13 protein-coding genes are annotated in these 13397 nt (G+C 61.7%); 7 read left to right on the plus strand and 6 right to left on the minus strand.

Going from position 1 to position 13397, the window contains the following annotated elements; genetic code table 11:
* The first annotated feature begins 6 nt into the window (after positions 1-6).
* Entirely contained in the window at positions 7-873 is an 867-nt protein-coding gene (locus GR183_RS07605; RefSeq protein ID WP_160775020.1) for a restriction endonuclease, read from the plus strand.
* Positions 874-1586: 713 nt separating this feature from the next.
* Here the strand turns inward: GR183_RS07605 and GR183_RS07610 are convergent.
* On the minus strand, positions 1587-2600 hold the full coding sequence (locus tag GR183_RS07610; protein WP_208999784.1) for an NADP-dependent oxidoreductase: 1014 nt from the start codon (positions 2598-2600) through the stop codon (positions 1587-1589).
* Between the two features lie 194 nt (positions 2601-2794).
* Here GR183_RS07610 and GR183_RS07615 point away from each other — a divergent pair, with 194 nt between their 5' ends.
* Positions 2795-4006 carry a porin gene (locus GR183_RS07615; protein ID WP_208999785.1) on the plus strand — a complete coding sequence of 404 codons (1212 nt, stop codon included), beginning with the start codon at positions 2795-2797 and terminating at the stop codon, positions 4004-4006.
* Between the two features lie 6 nt (positions 4007-4012).
* On the opposite strand, the gene GR183_RS07620 is transcribed toward GR183_RS07615, so the two are convergent.
* Positions 4013-4159: a hypothetical protein gene (locus tag GR183_RS07620; protein WP_160775021.1), complete on the minus strand. Its 147-nt coding sequence runs from the start codon at positions 4157-4159 to the stop codon at positions 4013-4015.
* A gap of 209 nt (positions 4160-4368) precedes the next feature.
* On the minus strand, positions 4369-4731 hold the full coding sequence (locus GR183_RS07625) for a hypothetical protein (RefSeq protein WP_160775022.1): 363 nt from the start codon (positions 4729-4731) through the stop codon (positions 4369-4371).
* Between the two features lie 157 nt (positions 4732-4888).
* Between GR183_RS07625 and GR183_RS07630 the strand changes: the two genes are divergently transcribed.
* The 5 genes from GR183_RS07630 to GR183_RS07650 all read left to right on the plus strand — a co-directional run bounded on the left by GR183_RS07630 (position 4889) and on the right by GR183_RS07650 (position 10752).
* Complete coding sequence (locus GR183_RS07630; RefSeq protein WP_160775023.1) at positions 4889-5476, plus strand: TetR/AcrR family transcriptional regulator; 588 nt, start codon at positions 4889-4891, stop codon at positions 5474-5476.
* The gene (locus GR183_RS07635; RefSeq protein WP_160775024.1) at positions 5469-6626 is read left to right on the plus strand and encodes a DNA alkylation repair protein; all 1158 of its coding nucleotides are present in this window, start codon (positions 5469-5471) and stop codon (positions 6624-6626) included. The genes GR183_RS07630 and GR183_RS07635 overlap by 8 nt, the downstream gene beginning before the upstream one ends.
* Positions 6627-6926: 300 nt before the next feature.
* Entirely contained in the window at positions 6927-8285 is a 1359-nt protein-coding gene (locus GR183_RS07640) for an NAD(P)-dependent oxidoreductase (protein WP_160775025.1), read from the plus strand.
* A gap of 62 nt (positions 8286-8347) precedes the next feature.
* Entirely contained in the window at positions 8348-9658 is a 1311-nt protein-coding gene (gene preA, locus GR183_RS07645; protein ID WP_160775026.1) for an NAD-dependent dihydropyrimidine dehydrogenase subunit PreA, read from the plus strand.
* A gap of 122 nt (positions 9659-9780) precedes the next feature.
* The gene (locus GR183_RS07650) at positions 9781-10752 is read left to right on the plus strand and encodes a DMT family transporter (protein ID WP_160775027.1); all 972 of its coding nucleotides are present in this window, start codon (positions 9781-9783) and stop codon (positions 10750-10752) included.
* On the opposite strand, the gene GR183_RS07655 is transcribed toward GR183_RS07650, so the two are convergent.
* The 3 genes from GR183_RS07655 to GR183_RS07665 all read right to left on the minus strand — a co-directional run bounded on the left by GR183_RS07655 (position 10725) and on the right by GR183_RS07665 (position 13019).
* Positions 10725-11528: a lytic murein transglycosylase gene (locus GR183_RS07655; RefSeq protein WP_160775028.1), complete on the minus strand. Its 804-nt coding sequence runs from the start codon at positions 11526-11528 to the stop codon at positions 10725-10727. The genes GR183_RS07650 and GR183_RS07655 overlap by 28 nt on opposite strands.
* A 145-nt stretch (positions 11529-11673) precedes the next feature.
* On the minus strand, positions 11674-12336 hold the full coding sequence (gene rutR / locus GR183_RS07660) for an HTH-type transcriptional regulator RutR (RefSeq protein WP_160775029.1): 663 nt from the start codon (positions 12334-12336) through the stop codon (positions 11674-11676).
* Positions 12333-13019 carry a TetR/AcrR family transcriptional regulator gene (locus GR183_RS07665; RefSeq protein WP_160775030.1) on the minus strand — a complete coding sequence of 229 codons (687 nt, stop codon included), beginning with the start codon at positions 13017-13019 and terminating at the stop codon, positions 12333-12335. The genes rutR and GR183_RS07665 overlap by 4 nt, the downstream gene beginning before the upstream one ends.
* Positions 13020-13397 lie beyond the last annotated feature (378 nt).

Genomic DNA, 13397 nt, shown 5'->3' on the forward strand with positions numbered 1-13397 from the left:
AACGTCATGCGCGGTCCTGCAGAAGCAATTAAAATACTATCGAGATTGATTCCAGTTCAAATGCCACCGCGCTTGGTTGTCGAGGTGTTGCAAGAAATTATCATACAAGAATCTTGGCACAGTGCGAGTGAAACACCAGGAGAGCTAGCCGAACGTTGGCATAAAAATTTCAAAAATAGAATTAGCGCAGCCATACATACGGCGAGAACGGAAAGTCGGTTTCTTCAATACGAACTAAGCTTTGCGAACGACGATTATATCCAGGGTTCTTGCTTCGTTGAACCCGGTGATGACGCAATTATCGCTAGCGCAAAAGAAAGGCGTGCAAACACATTTGAATTCATCTCTGAATTTAGCACCCTTACGCCGAATGAATTCGAAATCCTAAGTGGACGGGTCCTTTCACTATTCAATGTAGAAAAAGGGTATGTAACTCGAGTTTCTGCTGATCAAGGCATAGATTTCTTTGGTCGCGTTCCTTTTGGAGAACTTTTGAAACCCTCCGCAATAACACCAGGCGCAGAAAAGCAGCTGAAAATATGGATGGTTGGTCAATCAAAACATTACCAAGCGACGCAAGTGTCAACGAAAGACATTCGTGAACTTGTTGGGTCTGTATCACTCGCAAAATCAAAAGTATATGCCGGTTCAAAGGATCCCCTTTCCGACCTTCAAATGAGAACCTGTGATCCAGTCTTCTTTTTATTTTTTACAACTGGCGATATCTCGCGAGATGCAATGGACTTACTTAGTAAGTCAGGCGTTATAGCTATGAATGGCGAACAATTGGCCATGTTTTTGGCTGATCACGGAGTCGGCCTAGTAGAAAATCGCTTCGATGCGCGAACATTTCGGTCATGGTTGGTGGCCTAAGGCGCTGATAATAATACAATATTTGTCGATATAAGCTACGCCTCGGAACATTGAAGTATAATTGGCGGCCGGAGTTTAAACACTACCGGAGAAACATATCAATTCGACCCGAGATTAATTCTTAGCGTCAAGCCGGTTGGAACCGACAGGCCGGAACGCCTTGCAGCATCTCTTCTCGCCATCGCCGGGCATAGACCCGGCGACCCATAGAGAGGTTGCGGCAAGCGGCGGTTCTGAATGGGTGCGCGGGTCAAGCCCGCGCATGACGGAAGAGAGGTGAGTGTCTACGGCCTTCTCAGGCGTCATGCCGGACAAGGGAAGCGCATGCGTATTCCGCCTGAGCGCATCGCGCGAAGGCGGCAAGAATACGCCGTGAAATGCTGACCGCTGATCCGGGAGCCAGATATCTGTCGCGGGCGAAGCCCGCTCTATTAAAAGAAGCGCGCTAACGCGCGACTGATGCGCTGGGTCCCGGATCGGCACTCGGCTCGCGCGCTCGCCTCGTTGGTCCGGGATGACGGAAGAGAGGGCACGGCGGCCCACCCCTCGTTGTCATCCCCCGTCTGCACGGGGGCAAGGCCCGAGGGCGCAGGCGGGTATCTCGTGACGATAGGGCACGGTGTGTGGAGGGAGGGTCCCCGATCAAGCCGGGGAAGAGCGCCGCCTCCGCCGCGATGACAGGAGTGGTGCGGGGATGACGGCCACAAGGGCCGTCAATCCACCCGGATCACGAGCTTGCCGGTGTTTTCGCCCCTGTAAAGCATGGCAATCGCGCCGGGGGCGGCGGCAAGGCCGTCCAGCACATGCTCGTTATAGGAAAGCTTGCCCTCGCGCACCCAGTCCGCCAGCTGGGAAAGCGCTTCGGGGAAACGGGCCTGATAATCGAACGCGATGAAGCCCTGCATGCGGGCGCGGGCAACCAGCAACTGCCGGTGAACGCGCGGGCCCTGGGGAAGCGGGTCCCAATCCTGTATCGCCGCCGTGCCGCAAATGGCGATGCGCGCGCCCTTGGCGAGATTTGCCATCACCGCATCGCTGATCGGGCCCGACGTATTGTCGAAATAGCAATCCACCCCGTCCGGGCAGGCGGCCTTTATGGCCTTCGCCACGTTTTCCGTCTTGTAGTTGATCGCAAGGTCATAGCCGAAGCGCTGACGGCAAAGCTCCGCCTTTTCATCGCTGCCCGTGATGCCGACCGTGCGGCAGCCCTTGATCTTCGCGATCTGCCCGACGGCGGAGCCGACCGCGCCCGCGGCGGTGGAAACGACGACAGTTTCACCCGCCTTCGGCGCGCAAACTTCCAGCAGGCAGAAATAGGCGGTGATACCGTTGAGGCCGAGAACGCCGAGGGCAAGGGAGAGCGGAAGGTCCGTCTCCGTAACCTTCCTGTCGACATTCTCACCATTACTCACTGCGTGAGTCTGCCAGCCGAACATGCCGGTGACGGCATCGCCCTCCGCATAATCCGGATTGCGCGACTCTATCACCTTGCCGACGGCAAAGCCGCGCATGGGATCGCCGATCGCGACGGGGGGCAGGTAGTTGGGCGCATCGTTCGCCCAGCCGCGCTGCGCGGGATCGGCCGACCAGTAGGCGTTGCGGATCAGGAATTCGCCCTCGGCGAGATCCGGCACCGGCGCCTCGTCTATCGAAAAATGCTTCGCCTGCGGCACGCCCTTCGGGCGCGAGGACAGGATGACGCGGCGGTTCACGCGGGCTTTGCTCACCAAAATTCTCTCCGATTCCCGATTTTGGAGGGAGTTTGCCGCGAGGTTCCAGGCCTTATCAAGGCCGCTGTGCAACAGACTGTGGCCTGCGGGATACAGCGACCCCGCGAAACCGCATATTTCCCCGGTGCCGGTTGAAACTGACGTAACGATAGATTCTCCTCCTCCCAATCGGGAATCAAATGGAGACGACCGTGCGATTCGCTCCCCTGAATTTCATGGCGGCAGCGGGCCTTGCCGCTCTTCCCGTCACGAGTGCCGGGGCCGCCGACCTGCCCATAGCGCCGGAGCCTGTCGACTACGTTCAGGTGTGCGACGCATTCGGAAACGGCTTCTTCTACCTGCCGGGCACGGAAACCTGCCTGAAGGTCGGCGGGCGGATACGCGCCGAGGTTTCCGCCCAGCAGTTCGGCGACAGCCCCAACTTCTGGGATGAGGACAGCGACATCTCCGTGCGATACCGCACGCGCGGCTATGCCCGGTTCGACGCGAGAACGCACACGGAATACGGTATCCTGCGCAATTATCTGAGCGTCGTCTTCCAGAACCAGACGGGCACGGCCGCAGATACGACGACGATCGAGTTCGGCTTCATCCAGTTCGGCGGGCTGACGGCGGGGCGCGCCCAATCCGTCTGGGATTTCTGGACGGGCTATGCCTTCGGCGTGTTCTTCACCGACTATACGGACATCAAGCAGAACCTCTTTTCCTACACGCAAAGCTTCGGCAACGGGTTCTCGGCCACGCTTTCCGTGGAAGACGGCACGCGCCGGCGAACGAATATCGCCCGGCTGAACGCCGCCGGCACGACGCTGATCGCCGCGAACGCCTATGGCGGGCACCGGGTTCCGGATTTCGTGGCGGCACTGCGCGTCGACCAGGGCTGGGGTTCGGCACAGGTTATGGGCGCGCTGCACCAGGTCGCTTACGACCGGTCGACCTATCAGGGAACGGCGGATTCCGAACTCGGCTTCGCCCTCGGCGCGGGCGTGAGCGTAAACGCGCCCTTCCTGACGGCGGGCGCCGTCTTCCTCGCCGAGGCGATCTATACAGACGGCGCGAGCCGATATGGCATCGACAGCTGGAACGGGCAGATCACCGACGCCGTGGTGACCGGCAATTCGCTGGAGACGACGACGACCTGGAACCTCGCCGCCGGATACCGCCAGCCGATCTTCGGCGACTGGGAGATCGCGCTGGAAGGCGGCTATCACCAGGCCGATGCTGCCTTGCGCGCCTATGACTTCGCGCAATGGGGCGGCAATGCCGCGCTGACATGGCAGCCCGTCGCCGGGTTCCTGATGGGCGGCGAAATCGGCTATCAGACGCGTAATTTCACGCGCGCATCCGGCCTTTCGGACGGTGATTTCTGGGTCGCGACATTCCGCGTGCAGCGGACGTTTTAAGCCGGCTTAGTTTTTCGGATTGCAGACCGGCTGAGCAATCTCATGCTCCGCCCCGGAGCAGTCGAACGCGGGATCCTCCGCATCCGCCGGCGCGCTCACGGCGATCAAAAGAAGTGCGATGGCAATGATGCCGGCGATGATGTCGACCCGCATGGTCCTCTCCGCAGATGGGCTGCCCGGCGTCCAAATCTCGGCGCGGGCCTTTCACCGGCCAAGACAATGCGACTTTGCGGCAATTTTCGAGCAGGCAACTCGCGTTTGCGCAATTTCTCCGCCTCAGCGATATTTCCGCAACGCAAAACGGCGACGGCCCGGACGAAAGCCCGGGCCGGTTCAACCGGGTTTCGCTCAGCAAAGCCGGATCACGCGGTGCGCCCGGCGGCCGCCGCGCCCGAACGCCGCTTCAGGTATGCGGACACCAGCCCGGCAACCGCGCCGAACAACGTGCCGAGAACGGCCATCGGCATGAATATTTCGGCCTGCCCCTGAACAACCGCATATTCCAGAATCCATGGAATGTTCAAAAACCAGGAAATGGCGACGCCTTTCACGATACCGGGCAGCTTCACCGGCACGGTGTGAATGGCCCAGCCCACGGCGGCCCAGAAGACCACGGCCTCGACCGCGAGTGGCGCGGTGATGGGCATGCCTGTCGCCGCGAACAGCGAACAGTCGACAAGACCGATGGCGATGCCAAGCGCAATGCCGGTGATATGAACGTTCAAGGGATATTCCTTTCGGTGGGGGCCGGGCGTGGCCGGCAAAGGGTGATTTTTCAGAACGAATGGTGACAAAAAGCAGAGCCGGCAGCGCCCGTCAATATTTCAGAACGAATGGTGACAAATATTGACAGGGAACCCCGGGCGCTGATACGCGCGCCATATGGGACGCAAGAAATCATACGACCGCGCCGACGCGCTCGACAAAGCAATGCGGGAATTCTGGAAGTCCGGCTACGAGGGTGCGCATCTGGCAACGCTTGTGGAACGGACCGGCATGAACAGGTTCAGCCTGTACAAGGAATTCGGCGGCAAGGCCGGGCTCTTCGAGGAGGCGCTGGCCGCCTATCTGGACGAAGCGCGCGGGCGCTGGCCGGAAACGCTCCTGAGAGAGCCGCTCGGCATCGCGAACATCCGCCGGTATTTCGCCACCATCGAGATCGATGGGGATTATAAGGGGTGCTTCGTCATAAACACCCTCACGGACAAGGCGGTGGCGCCGAAAACGGCCTATTCCAGCGCCGAGGAATTCATTTTCGCAACCGAGCGGCTGCTGCTTCAAAACCTGGACGCCGCGAAAGCCGACGGTGACTTGCATACCGACGCCGACACGCGCCGAATGGCGCAGTCGCTGGCGACCCTCGACGCGGGACTGTCCGTCTACGGCATCGTCCGGCCGGATACACGGACGGCCCGGGAAATCGCCGCAACCGTTCTGGATTCGCTTTTCGGGCCGCACCACGATGGCTGAACCCCTCAAGAATATTTTTTCTCCCGAGCTTGTCAGGTCGATGGCCAGCGTATTTTCGGACCGCTGGACCTCATTCGACGCCGAAGGGTTCGCCGCTGAGACGCTGGACGGATTCGACAAGCTTGAACTGAAGCAGCGCTCGCAGCGGATCACGCAAACGCTTGCCCGTCACCTTCCGCAGGATTTCCCGCGCGCTGCCGAAATCATGCTCGACTGCCTTGGCCCCGCATTGACCGAGGTCGACTTCGATGTGCGCACGAACGAAAGGGGGGTGACGGGTTGGGCGACGCTTCCCCTGGCAGATTATGTCGCCGAGAACGGCGCGGCGCATTTCGAAACGACGATGCTGCTTCTCAAGGAATTGACCATGCGCTCCAGCGCGGAGTTCGCCATCCGCCCGGTTCTGCTGCGCGCGCCGGAGAAAACGCTGGAAGTGTTGCACGACTGGACAGGCCACCCGAACCAGCACGTGCGCCGTCTCGTGTCCGAAGGGACGCGGCCGAGACTGCCCTGGGCGCCGAAGCTTCCGCAGTTCATCGCCGATCCGGCGCCGGTCATGGAACTGCTGGAGAAACTGAAGGATGACGATGAGGAATACGTCCGCCGTTCGGTTGCCAACAATCTGAACGATATCAGCAAGGATCACCCGGACCAGATAGCGCAAACCGCAAGGCGGTGGCTTGACGGAGCGGGAAAGAACCGTGCGCGGCTGGTGCGCCACGCCTGCCGCACATTGATCAAGAAAGGCCATCCCGAAACGCTTGCCGCGCTGGGATTCAGCCCGGCGCAGGTACGGGCGGACTTTCTTTCCGTACCGCAAAGCGTCGATTTCGGCTCGGATCTGGAATTCGAGGCGGAGATCGTCTCGACCTCCAGCCAGGCGCAGAAACTGGTGATCGACTACGTGATCCATCACCGCAAGGCGAATGGCGGCACCAGCCCGAAAGTTTTCAAATGGCGTGCCGTCACACTTGAAGGCGGAGGTTCGATAAAGCTCTCCAAGCGCCATGCGATACGCGAGATTACCACGCGAAAATACTATGCCGGCGGCCATGCGATAGACATTCAGGTGAATGGCGCAGTCCTGGCGACGAGGCCATTCACGCTCGAAATGCCTCTCGTCACCGGCTCTTCGGAAAACAGTCGGTAAACCCCGGACCGCCGGGTGACGGCAAGCCGGCAACGCGGCTTCGGCCGGAGCGACCCCGCGTACGCCCGAAGGCCGCGACCCAGCCGCCTGAATAAAAAATTTGACTATTTGGTCAAAATTCGGCCCAATAGACGAAGCGGACCGAAAAGCCCACGACAACGAGGCACCGGCCGCGACAATCGCCAGACAGCGGCCCGCCCTGAACGAGCGAGGCCGCGGAGAGGAACAACTGACCGGAACAGCGACGCCCGCCTCATGGCGGCGGCGTCATTGAGTCCGGACCTATCCGGAGGTCCTTAAATGGCCGACGTACTTTCGGCGCCCGATATCCGCGCGGGCCGCCTGTCGCCCGAAGACTACCTGAAGAATTTCGACGACATTCATCCGCCGCTCGATCGCCATGAAGCCTCCGTCGAGGCCGACCGCTGCTACTTCTGCTTTGATGCGCCCTGCACGATCGCCTGCCCGACGTCGATCGACATTCCGCAGTTTATCCGCCAGATCCAGACCGGCAACCCGGTGGGCGCGGCGAAGACGATCTTCGCCGAAAACATCCTCGGCGGCATGTGCGCGCGTGTTTGCCCGACCGAAACGCTGTGCGAAGAAGCCTGCGTGCGCAACGAGGCGGAAGACAAGCCGGTGAAGATCGGCCTGCTGCAGCGCTATGCGACCGACACCTATATGGACAAGGTATCCGGCTCGCATTTTACCCGCGCGGCACCGACGAACAAGAAGATCGCCGTTGTCGGCGGCGGCCCGGCCAGCCTTTCCTGCGCCCATGCCCTTGCACTGAAAGGCCATGACGTCACGATCTTCGAGGCGCGTGAGAAACTCGGCGGCCTCAACGAATACGGCATCGCCGCCTACAAGACGGTGAACGACTTCGCCCAGCGCGAAGTGGAATTCCTGCTTTCCGTCGGCGGTATCAAGGTGGAGACCGGCAAGGCGCTTGGCCGCGACATTACGCTGTCGGGCCTGCGCGGCGAGTATGATGCGGTTTTCCTCGGCATGGGTCTTCCAGGCGTGAATGCGCTTAACGCCGAGGGCGAGGACCTTTCCGGCGCTATCGACGCCGTCGCCTATATCGCGGAACTGCGCCAGGAGACGGACCGCGCCAAGCTTCCCGTCGGCCGCAAGGTCGTCGTCATCGGCGGCGGCATGACGGCGATCGACATAGCGGTGCAGACGAAGCGCCTGGGCGCGGAAGAGGTGACGATCCTCTACCGGCGCGGCCAGGACGCCATGAAGGCAAGCCGCTATGAGCAGGAGCTTGCCCAGACGAACGGTGTGCTGATCCGCGAATGGTTCCAGCCCAAGCGCCTGATCGGCGAGGGCGGGCATGTCGTCGCCATCGAGGCGGAGCGCACCGCGGTGGATGCGAACGGCAGGCTTTCCGGCACCGGCGAGACGGAACGGTTCGAAGCCGACCAGGTGTTCAAGGCGATCGGGCAGACGTTCATCGCCGATCCGGTCACCGGCGGTTCCGACGCGCTGGAACTGGACGCAGGGCGCATCCGCGTCGACGACGCCCGCAAGACCTCTCTCGACAAGGTCTGGGCCGGCGGCGACTGCGTGGCCGGTGGCGAGGACCTGACGGTGGCCGCGGTGGAAGACGGCAAGCTGGCCGCCCGCTCCATCGACGAAGCCCTGGCAGGCTGACGCCGCCGACTTGATGCAATTTCCGGAATTTCATTCCGCCCCAAGGAAAAAAGGGGACAGACATGACCGATCTGACAAGCAATTTTCTCGGCATCAAATCGCCGAACCCGTTCTGGCTCGCGTCCGCGCCGCCAACCGACAAGGCCTATAACGTCATCCGCGCCTTCGAGGCGGGATGGGGCGGCGTCGTTTGGAAGACGCTGGGCGAGGACCCCCACATCGTCAACGTCAACGGCCCGCGCTACGGCGCGATCCACGGGCGCGACCGCAACCTTCTGGGCCTCAACAACATCGAGCTCATCACCGACCGCCCGCTGGAGGTGAATCTCAAGGAAATCAAGCAGGTGAAGCGCGACTGGCCCGACCGGGCGCTTGTCGTCTCGCTGATGGTGCCTTGCGAGGAGAAGAACTGGATCGACATCCTCAAACGTGTCGAGGATACCGGCGCCGACGGCGTCGAGCTCAACTTCGGCTGTCCGCACGGCATGTCCGAGCGCGGCATGGGCTCGGCCGTGGGCCAGGTGCCGGAATACATTGAGATGGTCACCCGCTGGTGCAAGGAAAACACCAAAATGCCGGTGATCGTGAAGCTCACGCCCAATATCACCGACATCCGCAAGCCGGCGCAGGCGGCCAAGAACGGCGGCGCCGACGCCGTGTCGCTGATCAACACGATCAACTCCATCGTGGGCGTCGACCTCGACGTCATGGCGCCGACGCCGACCATCGACGGCAAGGGCGCGCACGGCGGCTACTGCGGCCCGGCCGTTAAGCCGATCGCGCTCAACATGGTGGCCGAAATCGCCCGCGACCCGGCGACGGCCGGCCTGCCGATTTCCGGCATCGGCGGCATCACCACATGGCGCGATGCGGCGGAGTTCATGGCGCTTGGCGCCGGAAACGTGCAGGTGTGCACCGCCGCCATGACCTACGGCTTCAAGGTCGTGCAGGACATGATCGACGGGCTCAAGGAGTGGATGGGCGAAAAGGGCTACACGTCGATCGACGAGTTCGTCGGCATGGCCGTGCCGAACTGCTCCGACTGGCAGAACCTCAACCTCAACTACGTGACCAAGGCGAAGATCGACCAGGACCTCTGCATCAAGTGCGGACGCTGCCACATCGCCTGCGAGGACACCTCGCACCAGGCGATCACGGCGATGGTTGACGGGGCGCGCCACTTCGAGGTGATCGACGAGGAATGCGTCGGCTGCAACCTGTGCGTCAACGTCTGCCCGGTGGAGAACTGCATCACCATGGAGCCGATGACGAGCGGGGTCGATCCACGCACGAAGCAGCCGATCGACAACAAGTTCGCCGACTGGACGACGCATCCGAACAATCCGAACCGGGTCATGGAAGCCGCCGAGTAACCGGCGCCTTCGTACGGTCGAAACGCATTTCGGGACTGCGGGAAAAGCCGGCGCAGGTATATTGCGCCGGCTTTTACATTCTCAACCCCTGATATACCAGTTCTCAACACCCCAGGAGACGAATGAACCAGCCGCTCGCAAGATCCGTGCATAGCGAACCCGCTCCGGCAAGGCCGGCGGGAAATCTGCGCGCGCATCTGGCGATGCTGCTCTTCATTCTCGTGATTTCGACGACCTTTCCCGTGGGCGAGGCGATTTCACCCGCGCTGGACCCGCGCGCGCTCACGTTCCTGCGTTTCCTGCTGGCCACATTCGTCTTCGCCGGCATCGTCGCCGCGCGCGGCGAATGGCGGATGCCTTCTCCCGCGCAAGCCGCGAGAGCCACCTGGGTGGGCAGCCTGCTCGCCTTCTATTTCGTCGCCATGTTCGAGGGCCTACGCTACACGACCGCGATCAACACAGGCGCGCTGTTCGCCCTCGTGCCCGCCATGACGGCGGCTATCGCCTGGCTGCTGCTTCGCCAGACGATGACGCGCCTGCAGCTCGCCTGCCTCGCGATAGCCGGCCTCGGCGCTCTGGTCGTGCTCTACGGCGACAATATCGCAGCGCTTTTGAACCTCTCGCTCGGCTACGGCGAGCGCATGTTCCTGCTCGGCTGCGTGGCGTTCGCCGCCTATTCGCCGTTCGTACGCAAGCTGCACCGGTCCGAGCCGCTTATGCTTTTCACGCTGTGGGTGCTGATGGGCGGCGCGGCGATGCTCTTCCTCTTCGGCCTGCCGGCAATCCTTTCCGCCGACTGGGCGAAAGTGCCCTGGACGGTCTATGGCGGCATTGTATATCTCGCCGTCCTGCCGACGGCACTGACCTTCTACCTCGCAAAGTATGCCACCGTGCGCCTGCCGTCCGGACAGGTGATGGCCTACACCTACCTGCTTCCGGCCTTCGTGGTGATGGAGAAGATGGTGATCGGCGACGGCACGCCAAGCCTGACCGTTTTCGCGGGCGTGGCGATCACAGCACTTGCGACCTTCATCCTGCAATGGTCGACGCGGGGGAGCGCGAAAGGTCAGCGCCTGAGTTCGGTCGCGAAATAGGCGATCGTCTGGCGATAGACCTCCGCCCGGTTCCACTCCCGCAAAACCGCATAGTTGCGCGTACCCGGCGACCAGTCCCCACCCGGACGCCAACCCTTCTGACGCAGGTAATTGGCCGTCGAGGCGAGGACATCCGCTCGCGAGCGGATGAGATCGCGGCGCCCATCCCGGTCGTAGTCGACGGCGTAGCGCACGTAGTTGGAAGCGAGAAACTGCGTCTGCCCAAGCTCGCCCGCCCAGGCGCCAACCATCGCCGAAGGGCTCATGTAGCCACGGTCGGCGATGACGAGGGCGGCGTAGAGTTCCGCCGTGAAGAACTGCGAACGGCGGCAATCGTAGGCGAGCGTCGCGAGAGAGCGGAACACCGGCATATTGCCGGAAAACCGCCCGAAGCCGCTTTCAAGCCCCCATATGGCCACGAGAATTTCCGGAGCAACGCCGTAGGATTTCTCGATGCTGCTCAACAGCCGCTGATTGTTGCGCAACTGCTTGCGCCCCAGCGCGATGGTGCCGGCGGGCGCGCGGCGCTGGCGGAACTGGTCGAAGCTCAGCTTGAACGACTTCTGCGACCTGTCGAGACGGATGACCTTGGGATTGTAGGTCACGCCGTTGAGCGCCGCCTGCGCCGTGCGCGGCGAAATGCCGGAGGCGACCGCGCGGCGCTTGAAATCCTCAAGCCATGGGCCGAAGCCGCTCGCGTTGTTTCCGCAAGAGGCGGCAAATGCGGGCAGGGCGGCGAAAACGAATACAAAGAGGGCGACGACAAGTCTCGACATGACCGGCTCCCGATACGCGAAACAAAGCGAAGTCCGGTCAAGCGAACGTGCCCCAGCGTACATCCTTCCCGAACGGAAACAATATATTAGGCTGAAAATTCCGGAAATTGGAAGACGAGGACGCCTTGGCGGAAATGACTGGGCTTCACCCGCCCTTGGCCATTACCCCTTCGAGGATGATCGAGGCCACGGTCTCCTCCGCCGATTTGCGAAAGTCCGCCTCCTCGATGCCGGTGCCGGTGAGCGCGCGGATCTGCGTCGCGAAATCCGCGTAATGCTGGGTCGTCGCCCAGATCATGAAGATGAGGTGATGCGGGTCGACCGGGCGGATCCTGCCCTTGGCCGCCCAGGTGCGGATCACCTGCGTCTTCTCGTCGACAAGTGCCTTGAGCGAGCCTTCCAGAACATCGCCGATCATCGGCGCGCCCTGCATGACCTCGTTGGCGAAGAGCTTCGAAGCCTCCGGATAGCGGGCGGAAAGCTCTATCTTCTGGTTGATGTAGGCAGACAGTTCCTCACGCGGATCGCCCTGCGGGTCGAGCGTGCGAAGGGGGGCGAGCCAGATGTCCAGAAGGTCGGCCAGCACCGCCTTGTAGATGTCCTTCTTGGAGCCGAAGTAGTAGAGCAGGTTCGACTTCGACATGCCGGCGGCCGCAGCGATCTGCTCGATGCGCGCGCCGCGATAGCCGAATTGCGCGAATTCCGAAAAGGCGGCTTCCAGGATGCGCGCGCGGTTCTTCTCCTGGATCTTGGTCGCCGATCCGTTGCTCCTGCCGTTGCCCGTCTCGCTTTCGGATGGCGCGCTCATTCGGCCGCCTCCGTGTCGCCGGAGGCTCTGGCCGAGGCATCGCGGGCAAGCGACACTGGTGCTGCCCCGATGCCGGCGAGCACGATCTGGATCACGGTTTTCTTGGCTTCGGCGAACTGTTCCCCGGTGAGGGGCCTGCCGCCGTTCAGCGTGTCGATCTGGTGGTTGAAATCGGCGTAGTGCTGGGTCGTCGCCCAGATCATGTACAAGAGCGCGTTCGGATCGATGGGCGCGATGCGCCCTTGCGCGATCCAGCGTTCGATGACGGAGGCGCGGCTTGCCGTCCAGTCGCGCAGCGTGGTTTCCAGATAGTCCTGGATGACGGGCGCGCGGTGCAGGATCTCGTTCGCCCAGACCTTGGAGCCCATCGGATGCTCGCGCGAAATGTCCATCTTCTTGGAGATATAGGCCGTCAGAGCCTCGACCGGATCGTCGCTTTCGTCGAAGGAGTTGGCCGCATCGAGCCAGATGTTGAAGATATGCTCCACGACGCGGCGGTAGAGCGCTTCCTTGGTCGGGAAATAATAGTGCAGATTGGCCTTGGGAATGCCTGCGCGCTCGGCGATCATGCCGGTCGTCGCGCCGCGAAAACCGTGATCGGCGAAAACGGCTTCCGCCGCCTTCAGGATCATCCGCTCGTTTTCCGCGCGCACCGCGCTTTTCTGGGTTGTTTTCTGCGACATCCGACCGTGATCGTGTTTTGAGCAGAGATATCGAAAAATGATCTTGACCGTTTGGTCAAGTGTTCATACGCTCGATTTGACCGTTTGGTCAGGTTTTACACCCTGACCGCGACGGTCGCAACGACCGGCGGGCCGGCCAGAAAAAAAGATAACGGCCCGTTCAACCTTCCAGATAGCCTGGGCCATGCGAATGCCGTATGCCCGGACGGCCAGGGGATGACAGCGGCTGATCGCCCAACCGGCGGCAGCCATATCATCGACCGGCGAAAGAGAAGCGGACCGCGGACGCCTTTGAAGGCCGACCGCGCGCTTCTTCACAACGAGCGGCCCATGTTCGCGGCCTCCTGCGTGGAACGCGAGCGCCGCTCATGGGAACGA

Source organism: Stappia sediminis, assembly GCF_009826895.1.
Taxonomy (GTDB): Bacteria; Pseudomonadota; Alphaproteobacteria; order Rhizobiales; family Stappiaceae; genus Hongsoonwoonella; species Hongsoonwoonella sediminis.